The following is an 18,428-nucleotide window of genomic DNA, read 5'->3' as shown; positions in this document are numbered from 1 at the left end:
GAACGGGGCCCTCGCGGAGTGGATCAGGCGGACTAGACCGCGAACTCGATCCCGGCGCCCGGGATGGCGGCGAGCAGCTCGCGGGTGTACTCCTGCTGCGGCGACTCGAACACGGTGTCGGTCGAGGCGTGCTCGACGATCCGGCCCTTCTGCATCACGCAGACGTCGTCGGCGATCACGCGGACCACGGCGAGGTCGTGCGTGATGAACAGATAGGTGAGCCCGAGCTCGGCCTGCAGGTCGGCCAGGAGGCGGAGGATCTGCGCCTGGACGAGCACGTCCAGGGCCGACACCGCCTCGTCGAGCACCACGATCTCGGGCTTGAGCGCGAGCGCGCGGGCGATCGCCACGCGCTGGCGCTGGCCGCCGGAGAGCTCGTTCGGGTAGCGGCTCGCGATGACCCGCGGGAGGGACACCTGGTCGAGCAGCTCGAGCACGCGCTCGCGCTGCGAGGTGCGGTCGCCGACCTTGTGCACCCGCAGCGGCTCCGAGATGGTGTTGCCGATGTTGTGCAGCGGGTCGAGCGAGCCGTACGGGTCCTGGAACACCGGCTGCATCGAGCGCCGCAGCGCCAGCATCTCCTTGCCGCGGAGCTTCTCGGTGCGACGGCCGTCGATCGAGATCGCGCCGGACGTCGCCGTCTCGAGGCCGAGCACGAGGCGGGCGATCGTCGACTTGCCCGAGCCCGACTCCCCCACGAGCGCCGTGGTGGTGCCCTTGGGGATTGAGAACGACACGTCGTCGACCGCCGTGAAGTCCTCGGCCTTCAGCCCGCCGCGGCGGATCTTGAAGACCTTGGTGAGCCCGTCGAGCTCGATCATCGGCCGCGCGGTGGTGGTCGCCGCGCCGTGGTGGGCGCCGGCCGCGCCGACCAGGTCGACCTCGCGGACGGCCGCGGACTCGCCGGGCACCGCCTCGGTCGCCTTGCCGGCGGTCGACTGGATGCGGCGCGAGGCGAGGCTCGGCGCCGCGGCGATCAGGCGCTGCGTGTAGGGGTGCTGCGGGTTCTGCAGCACCTCCACCGAGGCGCCCGACTCCACGATCCGGCCCTTGTACATCACGATGAGCTTCTCGGCGCGCTCGGCGGCGAGGCCCAGGTCGTGCGTGATGAAGAGCAGCGCGGTGCCGTCGGTCCTCGTCAGGGTCTCGAGGTGGTCGAGGATGCGCCGCTGCACGGTCACGTCGAGCGCCGAGGTGGGCTCGTCCGCGATCAGCAGCTGCGGCGACGCGGCCAGGCCGATGCCGATCAGCACCCGCTGGCGCATGCCGCCGGAGAACTGGTGCGGGAACTGCTTGAGCCGCTTCTCGGCGTCCGCGAGCCCGGCGTTCTGCAGGACCTCGATCGCCTTGGCCCGGACCTCCTTGCGGCCGGAGGCGAGGCCGTTGGCCTTGATCGTCTCCTCGACCTGGAAGCCGACCGACCAGACCGGGTTGAGGTTGGACATCGGGTCCTGCGGCACGTAGCCGATCCGGCGGCCGCGGATGTCCTCGAGCTCGGTCCTGGTCGCCTTGGCCAGGTCCTTGCCGTCGAACAGGACGGAGCCGCCGGTGACCGTGCCGGTGCCGGGGAGCAGGCCGATGATCGCCGCGGCGGTCGTCGACTTGCCGGAGCCGGACTCGCCGACGATCGCGACGGTCTGGCCGTGCTCGATCGTCAGGCTGACGCCGCGGAGTGCGGGGACCAGTCCGCTGCCGGTCTGGAAGCCGACCTCGAGGTCGGTGACCTGGAGCAGCGGCCCCTGCGGGGTGCTCGGTGTCGTGGACGTCATCGGAGGGCCCTCGCCTTCGGGTCGAGCGCGTCGCGGAGCGACTCGCCCAGGAGGATGAAGCTCAGCACCGTCACCGTCAGCGCGATCGACGGGTAGATCAGCGTCTGCGGGTTGGTGCGCAGGTCGCGCTGCGCCTGGCTGATGTCGTTGCCCCAGGACATCACCGAGCCGGGCAGGCCGACGCCGAGGAACGACAGCGTCGCCTCCGCGGTGATGGCCGCGCCGAGCGAGATGGTCGTGACGACGATGACGGGGGCGATCGAGTTCGGCAGCACGTGCCGGAACAGGATCGCCATCTTGGACAGGCCCGTCGCTGTGGCGGCGCCGACGAAGTCGGACTGCTTGACGCGGAGGACCTCGGAGCGCAGCACGCGCGCCGTCGTGGGCCATGCGAACGCTCCGATCGCCAGGGCGATGACGAAGACGTTCCGGTAGGCCGAGAAGACCGACATGATGACGACCGCGGCGAGGATGTAGGGGATCGAGAAGAAGATGTCGCCGAGGCGCATGATCACGGTGTCGACCCAGCCGCCGAAGAAGCCGGCCAGCGCGCCGCCGATGACGCCGGAGACGGTCGTGATGACGATCACGATCAGACCGACGGTCAGCGACGTGGACGTGCCGTGGATGATGCGGGAGAAGACGTCGCAGCCCTGCTTGGTGTAGCCGAGCAGGCTGCCGCCGCCCGGGCCCTGGTTGCTGAACGAGAGCGCGCACTGCCGCGGGTCCACCGAGGTGAACAGGCCGGGGAGCAGGGCGACCGCGATGATCACGACGATCATCACGCCGGAGATCCAGAACATCGGGCGCTTGCGCAGGTCGCGCCAGGCGTCGGTCCAGAGGTTGCTGGGCTTCTCGTCGAGGCTGACCGCGTCGACGGACGCGATCGGCGTCTCCTCGAGCGGGGCGACGAAGTGGTCGATGCGGCGGGCCTTCTGCGCGCCGCCGGAGAACTCATTTGGCATAGCGGATCCTCGGGTCGAGTACGGCGTAGAGCAGGTCGACGAGGATGTTCACCACGAGGTAGAACAGCACCATGACCGTGACGAAGGAGACGACGGTCGGTCGCTCCCCTCGGATGATCGCCTGGTAGAGCGTGTTCCCGACGCCGGGAACGTTGAAGATGCCCTCGGTCACGGTGGCACCGACGATCAGGAGGCCGAAGTCGGCTCCGAACTGCGTGGTGACCGGGATCAGCGAGTTGCGCAGGACGTGCACCGGGATGACGCGACGACGCGAGAGTCCCTTGCTGTACGCGGTGCGCACGAAGTCCGAGCCCGCGGTCTCGATGACCGAGCCGCGGGTCAGGCGGATCGCCGAGGCGACCACGAACAGCGCGAGCACGATCGCCGGGAGCAGGAGCCTCTGGAACGACGCGTCGGCACCGACCGTCGGAGGGAACCAGCCCAGCTGGATCGCGAAGAACGACTGCGCGATGAAGCAGAGCACGAAGATCGGCACCGAGACGAGCAGGAGGCTGACGACCAGGGCGCTCGCGTCGAAGAAGCTGCCCTTGCGCAGTCCGCTGATGAGGCCGATGGTCAGCGCCACGACGATCTCGATGATGATCGCCATCATCGCGAGGGTCAGGGTCACCGGGAAGGTGCGGGCGAGGATCTCGTTGACCGACTGGCCCGAGAACGAGATGCCGAAGTCGCCGCGGACGACGCCTCCCAGGTAGTACAGGTACTGGACGATGAACGGCTCGTTCAGGTGGTACTGCTCCTCGAGGCGGGCGAGGAGCGCGGGGCTCGGCGTCTTGTCGCCGAAGAGCGACAGGAGCGGGTTCCCCGGCATGGAGAAGACCATGAAGTAGATGAGGAACGTGGTGCCGATGAGCACGGGGACGGCTTGCAGGATGCGTCGGACGATGTAGGCGAGCATGTCAGCCCAGCCGGTTCCGGAGTCGCATGGATGGGGACCTCATTCGATTGTGACCGAAACAGGGCGCTCCGCCCGTGCCGTGACCTGGTGGCCGGCGGCACGGGCGAAGCGCCCCAGTGGTTCGAGCTTAGTTCTTGGTGATCTCGTAGTAGAGCGGCACCGAGTTCCAGCCGAACTCGACGTTCGACACGCCCTCGCCGTAGCCGCCGGTCACGTTCGCGTACCAGAGCGGCAGCGCCGGGAGGTCGGTGAGGAGGGTCTCCTGCGCCTGCTGGAACGTGGTGTTCGCAGCGTCGGTGTCGGCGTCGGAGAGGCCCGAGGCGACGAGAGCGTCGAACTCGGGGTTCGTGTAGTCGCCGTCGTTCGACGAGGCGCCGGTCACGTAGAGCGGTCCGAGGAAGTTGTAGAGGCTCGGGTAGTCGGCCTGCCAACCGGTGCGGAACGCCGTCTCGATCGAGCGGTCGACGATCTTGGTGCGCGCCTCGGCGAAGGTCGGGTAGGCGTCGCCCTCGGCCTCGATGCCCAGCGTGTTCTTGATCGAGTTGGTCACCGCGTCGACCCAGCCCTGGTGGCCGCCGTCCGCGTTGTAGGCGATTTTGAAGGTGCCGTCCCAGGGGCTGATCGCGTCGGCCTGAGCCCACAGCGCCTTGGCCTCGTCGGGGTTGTACTCGAGCACGTCGGCGCCCTCGAGGGAGTCGCTGTAGCCGTCGATCACCGGGGAGGTGAAGTCGGAGGCGGGAGTGCGGGTGCCCTCGAAGATCACGTCGGTGATCTCCTTGCGGTCGAAGGCCATCGAGATGGCCTGACGGCGCAGCTGGCCCTCCTCGCCGCCGAAGTGCGCGAGGCGCTCCGGGATGGTGAAGGACTGGAAGATCGCGGCGGGCTGGTTCACGGCGCGGTCGCCGAGGTCGCTCTCGAAGGTGCCGAAGGCGGAGTCCGGGATCTGGTCGACCACGTCGACGTTGCCGCCGAGGAGGTCGGCGTAGGACGCGTCCTGGGTGGCGTAGAAGACGATCTTCAGGCCGCCGTTCTGCGCCTCGCGGGGACCGGAGTAGTCCTCGTTCTTGACCAGGTCGATCTGGACGTCGTGCTGCCACGCGTCGTCGCCGGCCAGCTTGTACGGGCCGTTGCCGATCGGGTTCTCGCCGAACGCGGCCATGTCGTCGAACGCGACGGCGGGCAGCGGGTAGTACGCCGAGTAGCCGAGGCTGATCGGGAAGTCCGACTGCGGGGACTTGAGCGCCACGGTGAAGGTGGTGTCGTCCACGGCCTTGAGGCCGGTGAGCTCGCTGTCCTCGGTGTCGCTGTAGCCCTCGAAGTTCGCGAAGAACGACGAGCTGAGCTGGTTGTTCGAGAGCTTCGCGCCGTAGTTCCAGGCGTCGATGAAGGAGCTCGAGGTCACCGGGTCGCCGTTCGTGAACGTCAGGCCGTCCTTGATGGTGATGGTGTAGTTCTGCGCGTCGTCCGACTCGATCGATTCGGCGACGTCGTTGTTCGGCGCCCCCTCGGCGTCGTAGTAGACCAGGCCCGCGAAGATCTCGTCGAGGATCTTGCCGCCGCCCACCTCGTTGGTGTTGGTCGGGACCAGCGGGTTCTGCGGCTCCGAGCCGTTGGTGGAGATGATTGCGGCGGTGTCGCCGCTCGCGTCTCCGCCGCCCGAGTCGTTCGAGCTGCTGCAGCCGGCCAGGACCAGCGTGCTCGCGGCGACGAGCGCCAGAGCTCCGAGGCCGTAACGTCTGATTTTCACAATTCCTCCAGTGGTGTGGGGGCGCGCGAGAAGTGGTTTCCCTGACGCGTGGAGTGCCGTGCGCGTGGCGACGACGTCGGCGCGCGAGACTGGTGGCCACCGCGCGAATGCCTCTGTCGAGACTATGTATCGACTGCCTATCGCCACAAAACGATGAGGAAACCGTTACACAGCGGTAACCAGGAGGTGGAATCCTTGCGCGGATTCGCACGAAACGTGCGTCTGCGCGTCGTTCCGCGCACACCAGCGAATCCGAGGAAGGGGCCCGCGTGTCCACCGCTCCCCCAGCGTCCGCACAGTCCCGGGGCCGGATCGGGGCGGAGATCCTCCTGGTCCTCGGGCTCTCCCTGGGGGCGTCGGCGGTCTACTCCGTCGTCTCGATCGCCAACAAGCTCACCCGCTCGGTCTCGCTCGGGCAGCAGTCGACGACGATCAACGGAGCGCTCAGCGACCGCCCGGCCTTCGACCTGATCTACCAGCTGCTCGCGCTGTTCTTCGACCTCGTGCCGGTGCTGCTCTGCGTCTTCCTGCTCTGGCAGGGCGGCCGGCGTCCGCTCGGTCGGCTCGGGCTCGACCTGCGCCGGCCGCTCCCCGACCTCGGCACGGGAGTCGTGCTCGCGGTGGCGATCGGCGCACCCGGCATCGGTCTGTACGCGCTCGGCCGGGCGCTCGGGATCACGGTCGCGGTGGTCGCGTCACCGCTGGACGCCTACTGGTGGACGGTGCCCGTGCTGGTGCTCTCGGCGATCCGGGCGGGGGTGCAGGAGGAGGTGATCATGATCGGCTACCTCTTCGCGCGCCTCGGCGACCTCGGCTGGGGGCGGTGGAGGATCCTGTTCGCGAGCGCCCTGCTCCGGGGCAGCTACCACCTCTACCAGGGCATCGGGCCGTTCATCGGCAACGTGATCATGGGCGTGGTCTTCGGCCTGTTCTACCAGCGCTTCGGGCGCACGCTGCCGCTGGTCATCGCGCACTCGGTCATCGACATCGTGTCGTTCGTGGGCTACCCGCTGGCGGTCGCCCTCTGGCCGGAGCTGTTCGCGGCGCCGACGCCGACCGCGACGCCGACGGTCACTCCGACGCCCTGACTCTGCTGACGCCCCGACACTGCTGTCGAGCGCGCCACCGCAGTCGACGATCAGCGCTCCTCGGCGAGCCGATTGCGCTCGGTGCTGGTCCACAGATGCTTCCGCCTTTGCACGAGAAGTCTCAGAACGGCCTCCGTCTGCGGCCAGGAGTGCAGCACCTGCCTCGAAGAGAGCCGCACGACGACGAACCCGAGCGCCTGCAACGCCAGGCTCCTCCGGTAGTCCTCTTCCAACTGAGTCGAACCGGTGTGGAACCTCCGCCCGTCGGTCTCGACGGCGAGGCAGTCTCCGAGGACGTTGTCCACGTGCCCCACCCCCTCGACGGGGACCTGCGCACGCACTCGAGCTCCGAGCCGGACGGCCGCGAGTCTGATGCGCGTCTCGAGACCCGATTGGCAGAGAGGCTCGACCAGATCGAAGACTCGACGCTTCTCGACAGGGACCATCGCTCGGAGATCCATCAGGTCGTCGTACGGCAGCACTCCGTTGTACGCAGCAGAGTCCAAGGCCATGACCGCCTCCTCCTCCGGCAGGCAGAGGACAGCGTGCAGGATCGCGGAACGGACGCCGTCGCGGGAGTTGGAATCGGGTCCGCACCCCGGCCACTGCCGCCAATGCAGAACGACACCGCGTCGAATCGTTCGAACGGCGTTCGACGGAACAGCTACGTGAAGCGCGCCCTCCGAGAGGACCCACAGGTCGCGAGCGGCCAGCGCGGAGACACACGAGAGGACTCCGCCCGCCGCGACCGCGGCGCGTTCCTCGGGCGCAACGGACGGAAGCGCGAACCAGCCCCGCCGCAGGCGGAGAACCAGCCCGTCCCTCAGCGACCGGTCGAGGTCGCGTCGACTACACCGCGCGGCGGCGAGCTGCGCGGCGGACGCCACGCCTCCCTGCTCGGCGAGGGCGGTGAGAAGGCGATCCATACGTCGAGGGTGGCGCGGCGGACACTCCTGGTGCGGCACTCTCGCGAAAGATGTGGAGAACGCGCGCGGGCAGGTGATGGAGGTGGAGCGGCGCCGCGTACACAACTAAGGCTGAATGGCCCGAAACTCGACTTTTTCGAGAGTTTCGGGCCATCCAGCCTTAGTTGTGCACCGCTGAGCAGTCTGATCAGGCGAAGGCCTCGATCGGCGGGCAGGCGCAGACGAGGTTGCGGTCGCCGTAGGCCTGGTCGACGCGGCGGACCGGCGGCCAGTACTTGCCGCGGACCAGCGAGCGGACCGGGTAGACGGCCTCCTCGCGGCTGTACGGGTGCGACCACTCCGCGTCGACGAGGCACTCCGCGGTGTGCGGGGCGCCCCGCAGCGGGTTGTCGTCCACCGGCCACTCCCCCGCGCCGACGCGGTCGGCCTCGGCCTTGATGCCGATCATCGCGTCGATGAAGCGGTCGATCTCGGCGAGGTCCTCGCTCTCGGTCGGCTCGACCATCAGCGTGCCCGCGACGGGGAAGCTCATCGTCGGCGCGTGGAAGCCGTAGTCGACGAGGCGCTTGGCGACGTCGTCCACGGTTACTCCGGTGGCCGCGGTGAGCGGGCGGATGTCGAGGATGCACTCGTGCGCGACGAGTCCGCTGCCGCCGGTGTAGAGCACCGGGTAGTGCTCGCGCAGGCGGGCGGCGACGTAGTTGGCCGAGAGGACCGCCGCGCCGGTGGCGGCGCGCAGTCCCTCCTCGCCCATCATCCGGGCGTAGGCCCAGGAGATCGGCAGGATGCCGGGGCTGCCGTACGGGGCCGCCGAGACGGGAGCACCGCCGTGGACGACGGTCTCGCCGTGCTGGCCGACGGAGTGCTCGAGCCGCTGCGCGAGCGGGTGGCCCGGCAGGAACGGCGCGAGGTGCGCCTTCGCGGCGACGGGGCCGACGCCGGGGCCGCCGCCGCCGTGCGGGATGCAGAACGTCTTGTGCAGGTTGAGGTGCGAGACGTCGCCGCCGAAGTCGCCGAAGCGGGCGAAGCCGAGCAGCGCGTTGAGGTTCGCGCCGTCGACGTAGACCTGGCCGCCGGCCTCGTGCACGAGCCGGCAGATCTCGGCGACCTCGTGCTCGTAGACGCCGTGGGTGGACGGATAGGTGATCATCAGGGCGGCGAGGCCCTCGGCGTGCTCGGCGATCTTCGCGCGGAGGTCGTCGAGGTCGACGTTGCCGAGCTCGTCGCAGGCGACGACCACGACGCGCATCCCGGCGAGGACGGCGCTGGCCGCGTTCGTCCCGTGGGCGCTCGAGGGGATGAGGCAGACCGTGCGCTCCTCATCACCGCGCGAGCGGTGGTAGCCGCGGATGGCGAGGAGCCCGGCGAGCTCGCCCTGCGAGCCGGCGTTCGGCTGCAGCGAGACGGAGTCGTAGCCGGTGAGGTGCGCGAGCCAGCGCTCGAGCTGGTCGACCAGGGCGAGCGAGCCCTCGACGTCGGCCTCGGGGGCGAAGGGGTGCAGGCCGGCGAACTCGGGCCAGCTGATCGCTTCCATCTCGGCCGCGGCGTTGAGCTTCATCGTGCAGGAGCCCAGGGGGATCATGCCGCGGTCCAGCGCGTAGTCGGCGTCGGCGAGGCGCTTGAGGTAGCGCATCATCGAGGTCTCGCTGCGGTGCGTGTTGAAGACGGGGTGCACCAGGAACGGAGTGGTCCGCTCCAGCGCGCCGGGGATGCTGCGCGCGGCGCCGGCGAGGACGCCGTGCCGGGCGTCGAGGTCGCCGATCGCGACGGCGACCGCCACGACCTCCTCCGGGGTCACCGTCTCGTCGAGGGCGACCGCGACGGTGTCCGCGTCGACGAGGCGCAGGTCGAAGCCGGCCTCACGGGCGCGGGCGACGGCCGCCTCAGCACCCTGCGGGACGACGACCGCGACGGTGTCGAAGAAGTCGGCGTGCCGGAGCGCGTGCCCGCGGTCGAGCAGGAGCCGCGCCAGCAGCGCGGCACGGGAGTGCACCTGCTCGGCGATCCGGGCGAGGCCGTCCGGACCGTGGTAGACCGCGTACATCGCGGCCATCACGGCGAGCAGGACCTGCGCGGTGCAGATGTTCGAGGTCGCCTTCTCGCGGCGGATGTGCTGCTCGCGCGCCTGCAGCGAGAGCCGGTAGGCGGGGTTGCCGGCCGCGTCCTGGCTGACGCCGACGAGACGGCCGGGGAGCTGGCGCTCGAGGCCCTTGCGGACGGCGAGGTAGCCGGCGTGCGGCCCGCCGAAGCCCATCGGGACGCCGAAGCGCTGGGTGGTGCCCACGGCGACGTCGGCACCGAGCTCGCCCGGCGAGCGGACGAGGGTGAGCGCGAGGAGGTCGGCCGCGACGATCGCGAGACCGCCGTGCGCCTTGACCGCGCCGAGGACGGCGGACGGGTCCCAGAGGTGACCGGAGGCACCGGGGTACTGGACGAGGGCGCCGAAGGACTCGGGCAGCTCGTCCGCGTCGGTGCGCGAGAGCGGCAGCTCGACGATGCGGATGCCGACCGCCTCCGCCCGGCCGCGCAGCAGCGCGAGGGTCTGCGGCAGCGCGTCGGAGTCGACGACGAAGACGTCGGTCTTCGCCTTGGAGGCGCGGCGGGCCAGCAGCATCGCCTCGACGACGGCGGTGCCCTCGTCGAGCATCGAGGCGCCGGCGGTGTCGAGGCCGGTGAGGTCGGCGACCATCGTCTGGAAGTTGATCAGCGCCTCGAGGCGGCCCTGCGAGATCTCGGGCTGGTACGGCGTGTAGGCCGTGTACCAGCTCGGGTTCTCGAGGACGTTGCGCTTGATCACGGCCGGGGTGAGCGTGCCGTGGTAGCCCAGGCCGATCAGCGGACGGCGCACGGTGTTGCGCGCGGCGAGGGCGCGCAGCTCGGCCAGCGCCTCGGCCTCGGTGGCCGGCGCGGGGAGCACCGGTGCGAGATCGCGGACGTGGATCGACTCGGGGACGGCGGCCTCGACCAGCGCGTCGACGGAGTCGTAGCCGAGGGCGGCGAGCATGGTGCGCTGGGCGTCGGCGTCGGTCCCGATGTGGCGGGACTCGAACTCTCCGGGGGTGCGGGCCGCCATCTACTCGCCCACCAGCTCGTCGTAGGCGGCCGCGTCGAGCAGGCCGTCGGGCAGCGCGTCGAAGCGCACCTTGATCAGCCAGCCGTCGCCGAAGGGATCGGCGTTGACCAGCTCGGGGCTGTCGACGACCGCGGTGTTGGTCTCGAGGACCTCGCCGTCGACCGGCGCGAACAGCTCGCCGACCGACTTGGTCGACTCGATCTCGCCGACGACGGAGCCGCCCTCGACCCGCGTGCCCGCCTCGGGCAGCTCGACGAAGACGACGTCGCCGAGCTTGTCGGCGGCGTAGGCGGTGATGCCGACGGTCGCGGTCTCGCCCTCGACCAGGATCCACTCGTGGTCGGAGGTGTACTGGAGCTCGGTGGGAACGGTCATGGTCAGTTCTTCTTTCTGGAGTAGAAGGGGAGCTCGGTGACGGTCATCGGGAGCCGGCTGCCGCGGATGTCGACGGAGACGACGCTGCCGGGCTGCGCGGAGGCCGGCGCGACGTAGGCCATCGCGATCGGCACGCCGAGGGTGGGCGAGAGGATGCCGCTGGTGACGACGCCGATGACGTCGTCGTCGGGGCCGTGCACGCCGTAGTCGGCGCGGGCGGCGCGGCGGCCCTCGCCGATCAGGCCGACCAGCACGGGGGCGTCGCCTGAGGGGCCCTCCTCGCTGGCCGCGCGGCCGACGAAGTCGATCGGCTTGCCGAGGGCGACGACGCGGCCGAGGCCGGCTTGCGCGGGGAAGACGTCGCGGGAGAGCTCGTGGCCGTAGAGCGGCATCCCCGCCTCGAGGCGCAGGGTGTCGCGCGCGGCGAGCCCGGCGGGGACGAGGCCCGCGCCGGCACCGGTCTCGGCGAGCGCCTCCCAGAGCTCCGGGGCGGTGTCGGGTGCGACGTAGATCTCGAAGCCGTCCTCGCCGGTGTAGCCGGTGCGGGCGATCAGGATCGGGTGCGCCTCGAAGGTGGCGGGGACGGCGCGGTAGTAGCGCAGCTCCTCGAGCAGGCGGGCGGCGTCGTCGGTGTCGAGCACCGACTCCTCGCCGCGGTCGACCTCGATCGCGAGGCCCTGCACGTTCTGCAGGATCTCCAGCGAGCGCGGGCCCTGGATCGCGATCAAGGCGACGTCGTCGCTCTCGTCGTAGAGCTCGCACTCGAACATCGCGGTGCGGTCGCGCAGCTGCTCGGCGACCACGTGGCGGTTGGCCGCGTTGGCGACGACCATGAAGCGGTCCTCGCCGGTGCGGTAGACGACGAGGTCGTCGATCACGCCTCCGGTGCGGTCGAGCAGGAGGGTGTACTTCGCGCGGCCGACCGCGACGGCGGAGAGGTCGCTCGCGAGCGCGTAGTCGAGGGCGTCCACCGCCTCGGGTCCGACGACGAGGATCTCGCCCATGTGGGAGAGGTCGAAGAGGCCCGCCGCGGTGCGGACCGCGTGGTGCTCGGCGAGGTCGCCGGAATAGCGGACGGGCATCCACCAGCCGGCGAAGTCGGTGAAGGAGGCGCCGGCGGCCACGTGCACGTCGTGCAGCGGCGAGCGGCGGGGCTCGGTGCTCGGCGCGGTGGCGTCGGGCGAGTCGATCTCGATGCCGCCGGTCTCGGGGGTACCGGACTCGGCCGGGGTCGTCGGGACGGAGGTGCCTTCGACAGCGTTCTCGTCGACGGGGTTTTCTTCGGACATGGGAGTTCTCCATTTCGTCGCAGTGCTGCGCACGCGCCCGCACAGGTCGGTGATGCGTGGCACAGCAGTGCCGTGGGAACTCCCCCTCTGTCGTGGTGCCTGAGAGATTCACGCCGTCCCTCGCGGGGCGGTCGCTTTCACCATCGGCGGATCCTCTGCGGATCGCTTTCCAGAGTGGCCAGTTCGACGCGGTACAAGACCTGAGAGATTGGCGGGGAGGCTTGCTCCTTCGGTGCCGACCGGAGTCGGCTCTCCCGCGTCGCGTATGCGGCCCGGTATTCGGTTGTCCGCTCACCCTAGCGGGCGGGTGCGCGTCCTGTCCCCCCGCCGCGAGATGCCACTTGTGCACGCTTCTCACGGCGTGTCGCGAACGCAAGTGGCATCTCGCGGCGGGGAGGACGGCGTGTGCCGGGGTGGTGTTCGGGTCGGGGTGACACTAAGCTCGGGGAAGTCGTTAGGGTCAGGGTGACCTTTAGGGGGGCTCGTGGAGGCAGCAGTGCCGCAGCTCGCGGTGTCGACCGTGATCTTCGCGCTGCGCCCGCATCCGGAGACCGGGGCCGCTGCCGTCTGGATCCCCGTCGTCCGTCGCCTGCGCGATCCCTATCAGGGGCTCTGGGCGCTGCCCGGCGGCCCGCTCCGGCCGGACGAGGACCTCGCCGAGGCGGCGCGCCGCACCCTCCGCGAGACGACGGGCCTCGCTCCGCGCTACCTCGAGCAGCTCTACGCCGTCGGCGGCACCGAGCGCTCACGCGGCGAGCGCCGCGTGGTCTCGATCGTCTACTGGGCGCTGGTGCGCACCTCCGAGGCCGACGCGGCGATCGTGGACGAGAACGTCGCCTGGCTCTGCACCGATCTGCTCCCCGAGCTGGCCTTCGATCACGGGCTGATCGTCGACTACGCCCTCTGGCGCCTGCGCAACAAGATGGAGTACTCCCGGATCGCGCAGGCCTTCCTCGGCGAGACCTTCACGCTCGCCCAGCTGCGCGAGGTGCACGAGGCCGTCCTCCAGAAGCCCCTCGACCCGGCGAACTTCCGCCGGACGATCGAGGCCTCCAAGACCGTGGTGCCGACCGAGCAGCGGCTGACGGGCACCCGTCACCGCCCGCCCCGGCTGTACCGCTACGACGGGTCCGTGGCACTCGTCGACAACGGGCCCCTGCCGGTCTAGCACCGGCCGCCGCCCGCACCAGGCCGCCGCCGGCCCCGCACCGGCCGCCGCCGCCGTCCGAACCGCACCATCGAGGAGACACCGTGACATCGGTCGACAGCACCATCCAGCTCATCGAGCGGGGAGCCGCCCCCGGCGCGACCTGCGCGCCCGAGCTCGCCGAGGCGCCCTGGTCGTTCGACCTCGGCCTCCCGGCCTACGGCCCCGGAGCCTCGCAGGCCGACCCGATCCCGGCGGCGTCGCCCGTGCAGGGCCGCCTCCCCGACGAGTACACCGCGGCGAGCGCCGACGAGCTGCACCGCCGCATCCTCGCGGCGAAGGAGACGCTGGGCGAGCGCGTCGTCGTGCTCGGCCACTTCTACCAGCGCGACGAGGTGGTGCAGTACGCGGACTTCGTCGGCGACTCCTTCCAGCTCGCGAAGGCGGTGGCGAACCGGCCCGACGCCGAGGCGATCGTCTTCTGCGGCGTGCACTTCATGGCCGAGACGGCGGACATCCTCTCCCGGCCGGACCAGGCGGTCATCCTGCCGAACCTCGCCGCGGGCTGCTCGATGGCGGACATGGCCGACATCGACTCGGTCGAGGACGCCTGGGCCGAGCTGACCGAGCTCTACGGCACCGAGCCGGATGCCGACGGCCGGGTGCCGCTGATCCCGGTGACCTACATGAACTCGTCCGCGGCGCTGAAGGCCTTCTGCGGGCGCAACGGCGGCGTGGTCTGCACCTCGTCGAACGCGACCACCGTGCTCGAGGACGCATTCGCTCGCGGGCAGCGGGTCCTCTTCTTCCCGGACCAGCACCTCGGCCGCAACACCGCGAAGGCGATGGGCGTGCCGCTCGAGCGGATGCCGATGTGGAACCCGCGGAAGCCGGGCGGCGGCTCGGACGAGGCGACGCTGCTCGACGCGCAGGTCATCCTCTGGCACGGCTTCTGCTCGGTGCACAAGCGCTTCACGGTCGCGCAGATCGAGCGCGCGCGGCTCCAGCACCCGGACGTCCGTGTGATCGTGCACCCGGAGTGCCCGATGGCGGTCGTCGACGCGGCGGACGAGTACGGCTCGACCGACTACATCGTCAAGGCGATCCAGGCGGCGCCGGCCGGCAGCACCTTCGCGATCGGCACCGAGATCAACCTCGTGCAGCGCCTCGCCGTGCAGTACCCGCAGCACACGATCTTCTGCCTCGACGACGTGGTCTGCCCGTGCTCGACGATGTACCGGATCCACCCGGGGTACCTCGCGTGGGTGCTGGAGGGGCTGGTCGCGGGGACGGTGCACAACCGGATCTCGGTCGACGAGTCGGTTCAGGACCAGGCGCGCGTGGCGCTCGAGCGGATGCTCGCCGCGGTGCCGCCGGCCGGTCCGGCCGCTCCCGCTCCCGCTCCTGCTCCCGTCGCGGGGGTGTGACGTGTCGCGCGTCGTCGTGGTCGGCAGCGGGATCGCCGGCCTGGTCGTCGCCCTGCTGGCCTCGCGCCGGCACGAGGTCGTCCTCGTCACCAAGGGCGCGCTCGCGGAGTCGAGCACGCGTGCCGCGCAGGGCGGGATCGCCGCCGTCACGGCGGCGGGAGACTCCGTCGCGCTGCACGTCGAGGACACCCTGACCGCGGGCGCCGGGCTCTGCTCGCGCTCGGCCGTCGAGGTGCTCTGCGCCGAGGGCCCGGCGGCCGTCGCCGCGCTGCAGGCCTGGGGCGTCGGCTTCGACCGCGACGGCGACGACCTCGCCCGCGGGCTGGAGGGGGCGCACTCGCGGCCGCGGATCCTGCACGCCGGCGGCGACGCGACCGGCTCCGCGATCGAGGAGGCGCTCGTCGCCGCGCTGCGCGCCGCCGCCGTCACGGTGCTCGAGGAGACGGTGCTGATCGACCTGGTGCGGCCGGGAGCCGCCGTGACCGGCGTGGACGTGCTGCGGGACGGACGGGTCGAGCGGATCGACGCCGACGGGATCGTCCTCGCGACCGGCGGCGCCGGGCAGCTCTACCGGCACACCACCAATCCCGCGGTCGCGACCGGCGACGGGCTCGCCGCGGCGCTCCGGGCCGGTGCCCAGACGGCCGACCTGGAGTTCTACCAGTTCCACCCCACCTGGCTCGCGCTGGCCGGCGGGTTCCTGGTGTCGGAGGCGGTCCGCGGCGAGGGCGCGGTGCTGCGCGACGCCGCGGGCGAGCGCTTCCTCGTCGGGGTGCACCCGGACGCCGAGCTGGCGCCCCGCGACGTGGTGGCCCGTGCGATCGCCGACCGGATGCTGCTCCAGGGCGGACTGCCGGTGCACCTCGACGCGCGGGCGATCCCCGCGGACGTGCTCGCGCACCGCTTCCCCACCATCTCCGCCGCCTGCCGCGCGGGCGGGCTCTCGCTCGCCGACGACCTCATCCCCGTGACGCCGGCCGCGCACTACTGGATGGGCGGGATCGCCACCGATCTCGACGGGCGGACCAGCCTCCCCGGGCTCTTCGCCGTGGGCGAGGTCGCCTGCACCGGCGTCCACGGCGCGAACCGGCTGGCGTCGAACAGCCTGCTCGAGGGCGTCGTGTTCGCGCGGCGGGTCGCGGCGGCGCTCGACGGCCCGCCTGCGGTGCCCTCGTCCGAGGCGCCGGAGCCCTCCGCCCTCGTGCCGCTCGCGCTCGACCGCGCGCTCCTGCAGGAGACGCTCTGGACGGGGGCTGGTCTCTCCCGCGACTCCGCCGGTCTCGAGGCCGCCCGGGCCGCCCTCGCCGCCGCCGACTCCCCCGCGCCGCTGACCAGAGCGACGCTGGAGGACGCGAACCTCCGCGCCTGCGGTCTCGCCCTGATCGACGCCGCCCTGGCCCGCGCCGAGTCGCGCGGCGCCCACCACCGCACCGACCACCCCCACCCCTCGGCGAGCGCCTACCGCGTCGCCGGTACGAGAAAGGTCGCCGTCCCGTGCTGACCCGTCAGAGCATCGAGCGCATCGTCACCCTGGCCCTGGAGGAGGACGCCCCCTGGGGCGACCTCACCTCCGACACCCTCCTGCCCGCCGACGCGACGGCCTCCGCGGCCCTCGTCGCCCGCGAGCCCGGCGTCTTCAGCGGCGGGGCGGTGCTGCTCGGCACGTTCCTGCAGGCCGACTCGCGGATCCGCGTGCAGGACGTCGTCCCCGAGGGCACGGTCTTCGCGGCCGGTGACGTCCTCGCCCGGATCGACGGACCGGCCGGCGGAGTCCTGCGCGGCGAGCGCGTGGCGCTCAACCTCGTGCAGCGGATGAGCGGCATCGCGACGCTGACCGCGCGCTACGTCGAGGCCGTGGCGGGCACGCGCGCGCGCATCGTCGACACCCGGAAGACCACGCCGGGACTGCGCGCCCTCGAGCGGCACGCGGTGCGCAGCGGCGGCGGGCACAACCACCGCTTCTCGCTCTCGGACGCGATCCTGGCGAAGGACAACCACCTCGCGATCCTCGCCCAGCGCGGACTCGATCTGACGGAGGCGCTGCTCGCGGCGCGCGCGGCCGTCTCGCACACGACGCACATCGAGGTCGAGGTCGACCGGCTGGAGCAGATCGGCGCGGCCCTCGCCGGCGGCGCCGACACGATCATGCTCGACAACTTCACCCCCGAGCAGCTGGCGCAGGGCGTCGCGCTGATCGGCGGCCGGGCCGTGGTCGAGGCGAGCGGCGGGGTGAACCTCGAGACGGTCCGCGCGATCGCCGAGGCGGGCGTCGACGTGATCTCCGTCGGCGCGCTGACGCACAGCGTCCGCTCGCTGGATCTCGGCCTCGACATCGCGATCGAGGCTCCGGCCGCGTGATCTACCTCGACCACGCGGCGACCTCGCCCGTGCGCCGCGAGGTGCTCGAGGCGATGTGGCCGTACCTCACCGGCGAGTACGGCAACCCGTCGAGCAGTCATGCGCTGGGCGCGTCGGCGGCGCGCGCGCTGGAGGAGGCGCGGCGGCACGTGGCGCGCTTCCTCGGCGGGCGCGGCTCGGAGGTCCTCTTCACCTCGGGCGGGACGGAGTCGATCAACACGGCGGTCAAGGGCATCGCGCTCGGCGGTCTCGCCGCGGGGCGCGGCCGGCACGTCGTGATCTCGGCGATCGAGCACGAGGCGACGGTGGAGTCGGCCGATCATCTGCGACGGCTGCACGGCTTCGAGGTGTCGGTCGCGCCGGTGGACGGCGAGGGTCGGCTGGACGTGGCGGCGCTCGCCGCACTGCTGCGGCCGGACACGGCGCTGGTCTCGGTGCTGGCGGCGAGCAACGAGATCGGCACGCTGCAGGACGTGCCGGCGATCGCGGCGCTCTGCCGGCCGCACCGGATCCCGCTGCACGTGGACGCGGTGCAGGCGGCGGGGTGGATCGACCTGGTCGGCCTGGGCGCGGACGCGGTGTCGATCTCGGGGCACAAGCTCGGGGCGCCGAAGGGCGTGGGGGCGCTGCTGCTGCGCAGTCGCGTGCCGTTCGAGCCGCTCGTGCACGGCGGCGGGCAGGAGTGGGCGCGGCGCTCGGGGACCGAGAACGTCGCATTCGCGGTGGCCCTCGGGGCGGCGGTGCAGCTCGTGGATCCCGCGCGGGGCACCCGCGTCTCGGCGGTGCGCGACGCGTTCGCGGCGCGGGTGGCGGCGGAGGTGCCGCGGGCCGTGCCGCTCGGGGCGGCGGAGCACCGGCTCCCCTCGATCGCGTCGTTCGTCGTGCCGGGACGCAGCGGCGAGTCGATCCTGCTCGCGCTGGAGGAGCGCGGCGTCGTGGTGTCCAGCGGCTCGGCCTGCGCGGCCGGCCGTGACGAGCCGTCGCCGACGCTGCTGGCGCTCGGGCTCGAACCGTCCGTCGCCCAGACGGCGGTGCGCTTCAGCTTCGGCGCGGAGTCGACGCCCGCGGACGCGGACGCGGCGGCGGACGCGTTCGCGGCGGTGCTCGCGCCGGCGTAGGGCGCGGCGCGAGTGCACCCCCTCCCTGCTGGTGAGGAGTGGAGCAGGCGCACCTCCTCCCTGCTGATCGAGTAGCCCGCGCAGCGGGCGTATCGAGATCCACCACCGTCAGGAGCAGGGCCCTCAGCGCTCACGTACCGACGGGGCAGGTCTCGAGACGCCCCTGCGGGGCTGCTCGACCAGCATGTGCGTGCGGCCCGACCCACTGACCAGACGTCGCGCGCCGA

At 71.6% G+C, this 18,428-nt stretch carries 14 protein-coding genes and 1 riboswitch; of the genes, 6 read left to right on the top strand and 8 right to left on the bottom strand.

Going from position 1 to position 18,428, the window contains the following annotated elements; genetic code table 11:
* Window positions 1-32: 32 nt before the first annotated feature.
* From EDF45_RS06120 to EDF45_RS06105, 4 genes are all read right to left on the bottom strand, one after another.
* A complete protein-coding gene (locus tag EDF45_RS06120) occupies window positions 33-1,769 on the bottom strand; it encodes an ABC transporter ATP-binding protein (protein ID WP_123735316.1) in 1,737 nt (578 codons plus the stop codon).
* Window positions 1,766-2,734, bottom strand: a complete 969-nt coding sequence (locus EDF45_RS06115) for an ABC transporter permease (protein WP_123445446.1) — start codon at window positions 2,732-2,734, stop codon at window positions 1,766-1,768. The genes EDF45_RS06120 and EDF45_RS06115 overlap by 4 nt, the downstream gene beginning before the upstream one ends.
* Window positions 2,724-3,653: an ABC transporter permease gene (locus EDF45_RS06110; protein WP_123445445.1), complete on the bottom strand. Its 930-nt coding sequence runs from the start codon at window positions 3,651-3,653 to the stop codon at window positions 2,724-2,726. Before EDF45_RS06110 ends, EDF45_RS06115 begins: the two co-directional genes overlap by 11 nt.
* 127 nt (window positions 3,654-3,780) lie before the next feature.
* Window positions 3,781-5,400, bottom strand: a complete 1,620-nt coding sequence (locus EDF45_RS06105) for an ABC transporter substrate-binding protein (RefSeq protein WP_123735315.1) — start codon at window positions 5,398-5,400, stop codon at window positions 3,781-3,783.
* A gap of 269 nt (window positions 5,401-5,669) precedes the next feature.
* Between EDF45_RS06105 and EDF45_RS06100 the strand changes: the two genes are divergently transcribed.
* Window positions 5,670-6,488, top strand: a complete 819-nt coding sequence (locus EDF45_RS06100; RefSeq protein WP_123735314.1) for a CPBP family intramembrane glutamic endopeptidase — start codon at window positions 5,670-5,672, stop codon at window positions 6,486-6,488.
* Between the two features lie 50 nt (window positions 6,489-6,538).
* On the opposite strand, the gene EDF45_RS06095 is transcribed toward EDF45_RS06100, so the two are convergent.
* The 4 genes from EDF45_RS06095 to gcvT all read right to left on the bottom strand — a co-directional run bounded on the left by EDF45_RS06095 (window position 6,539) and on the right by gcvT (window position 12,151).
* Complete coding sequence (locus EDF45_RS06095; protein ID WP_123735313.1) at window positions 6,539-7,414, bottom strand: type IV toxin-antitoxin system AbiEi family antitoxin domain-containing protein; 876 nt, start codon at window positions 7,412-7,414, stop codon at window positions 6,539-6,541.
* A 187-nt stretch (window positions 7,415-7,601) separates the two neighbouring features.
* Window positions 7,602-10,487, bottom strand: coding sequence for an aminomethyl-transferring glycine dehydrogenase (gene gcvP, locus EDF45_RS06090; RefSeq protein WP_123735312.1), 2,886 nt, complete (start codon window positions 10,485-10,487; stop codon window positions 7,602-7,604).
* On the bottom strand, window positions 10,488-10,862 hold the full coding sequence (gene gcvH / locus EDF45_RS06085; protein ID WP_123735311.1) for a glycine cleavage system protein GcvH: 375 nt from the start codon (window positions 10,860-10,862) through the stop codon (window positions 10,488-10,490). It lies immediately after the preceding gene.
* A gap of 2 nt (window positions 10,863-10,864) precedes the next feature.
* The gene (gcvT, locus tag EDF45_RS06080) at window positions 10,865-12,151 is read right to left on the bottom strand and encodes a glycine cleavage system aminomethyltransferase GcvT (RefSeq protein WP_123735310.1); all 1,287 of its coding nucleotides are present in this window, start codon (window positions 12,149-12,151) and stop codon (window positions 10,865-10,867) included.
* A gap of 179 nt (window positions 12,152-12,330) precedes the next feature.
* Window positions 12,331-12,418: riboswitch (glycine riboswitch) on the bottom strand.
* Window positions 12,419-12,635: 217 nt separating this feature from the next.
* Here gcvT and EDF45_RS06075 point away from each other — a divergent pair.
* From EDF45_RS06075 to EDF45_RS06055, 5 genes are all read left to right on the top strand, one after another.
* Window positions 12,636-13,319, top strand: coding sequence for an NrtR DNA-binding winged helix domain-containing protein (locus EDF45_RS06075; RefSeq protein WP_123445439.1), 684 nt, complete (start codon window positions 12,636-12,638; stop codon window positions 13,317-13,319).
* Window positions 13,320-13,402: 83 nt separating this feature from the next.
* Window positions 13,403-14,725 carry a quinolinate synthase NadA gene (gene nadA, locus EDF45_RS06070; RefSeq protein WP_123735309.1) on the top strand — a complete coding sequence of 441 codons (1,323 nt, stop codon included), beginning with the start codon at window positions 13,403-13,405 and terminating at the stop codon, window positions 14,723-14,725.
* A gap of 1 nt (window position 14,726) precedes the next feature.
* A complete protein-coding gene (gene nadB, locus EDF45_RS06065) occupies window positions 14,727-16,226 on the top strand; it encodes an L-aspartate oxidase (protein WP_123735308.1) in 1,500 nt (499 codons plus the stop codon).
* The gene (gene nadC / locus EDF45_RS06060; protein WP_123735307.1) at window positions 16,220-17,083 is read left to right on the top strand and encodes a carboxylating nicotinate-nucleotide diphosphorylase; all 864 of its coding nucleotides are present in this window, start codon (window positions 16,220-16,222) and stop codon (window positions 17,081-17,083) included. Before nadB ends, nadC begins: the two co-directional genes overlap by 7 nt.
* On the top strand, window positions 17,080-18,201 hold the full coding sequence (locus EDF45_RS06055; protein ID WP_123735306.1) for a cysteine desulfurase family protein: 1,122 nt from the start codon (window positions 17,080-17,082) through the stop codon (window positions 18,199-18,201). The genes nadC and EDF45_RS06055 overlap by 4 nt, the downstream gene beginning before the upstream one ends.
* Window positions 18,202-18,428 lie beyond the last annotated feature (227 nt).

Source organism: Rathayibacter sp. PhB186 (genome assembly GCF_003751825.1).
Classification (GTDB): Bacteria; Actinomycetota; Actinomycetes; order Actinomycetales; family Microbacteriaceae; genus Rathayibacter; species Rathayibacter festucae.
This window is presented reverse-complemented; position numbering and strand designations above follow the sequence as displayed.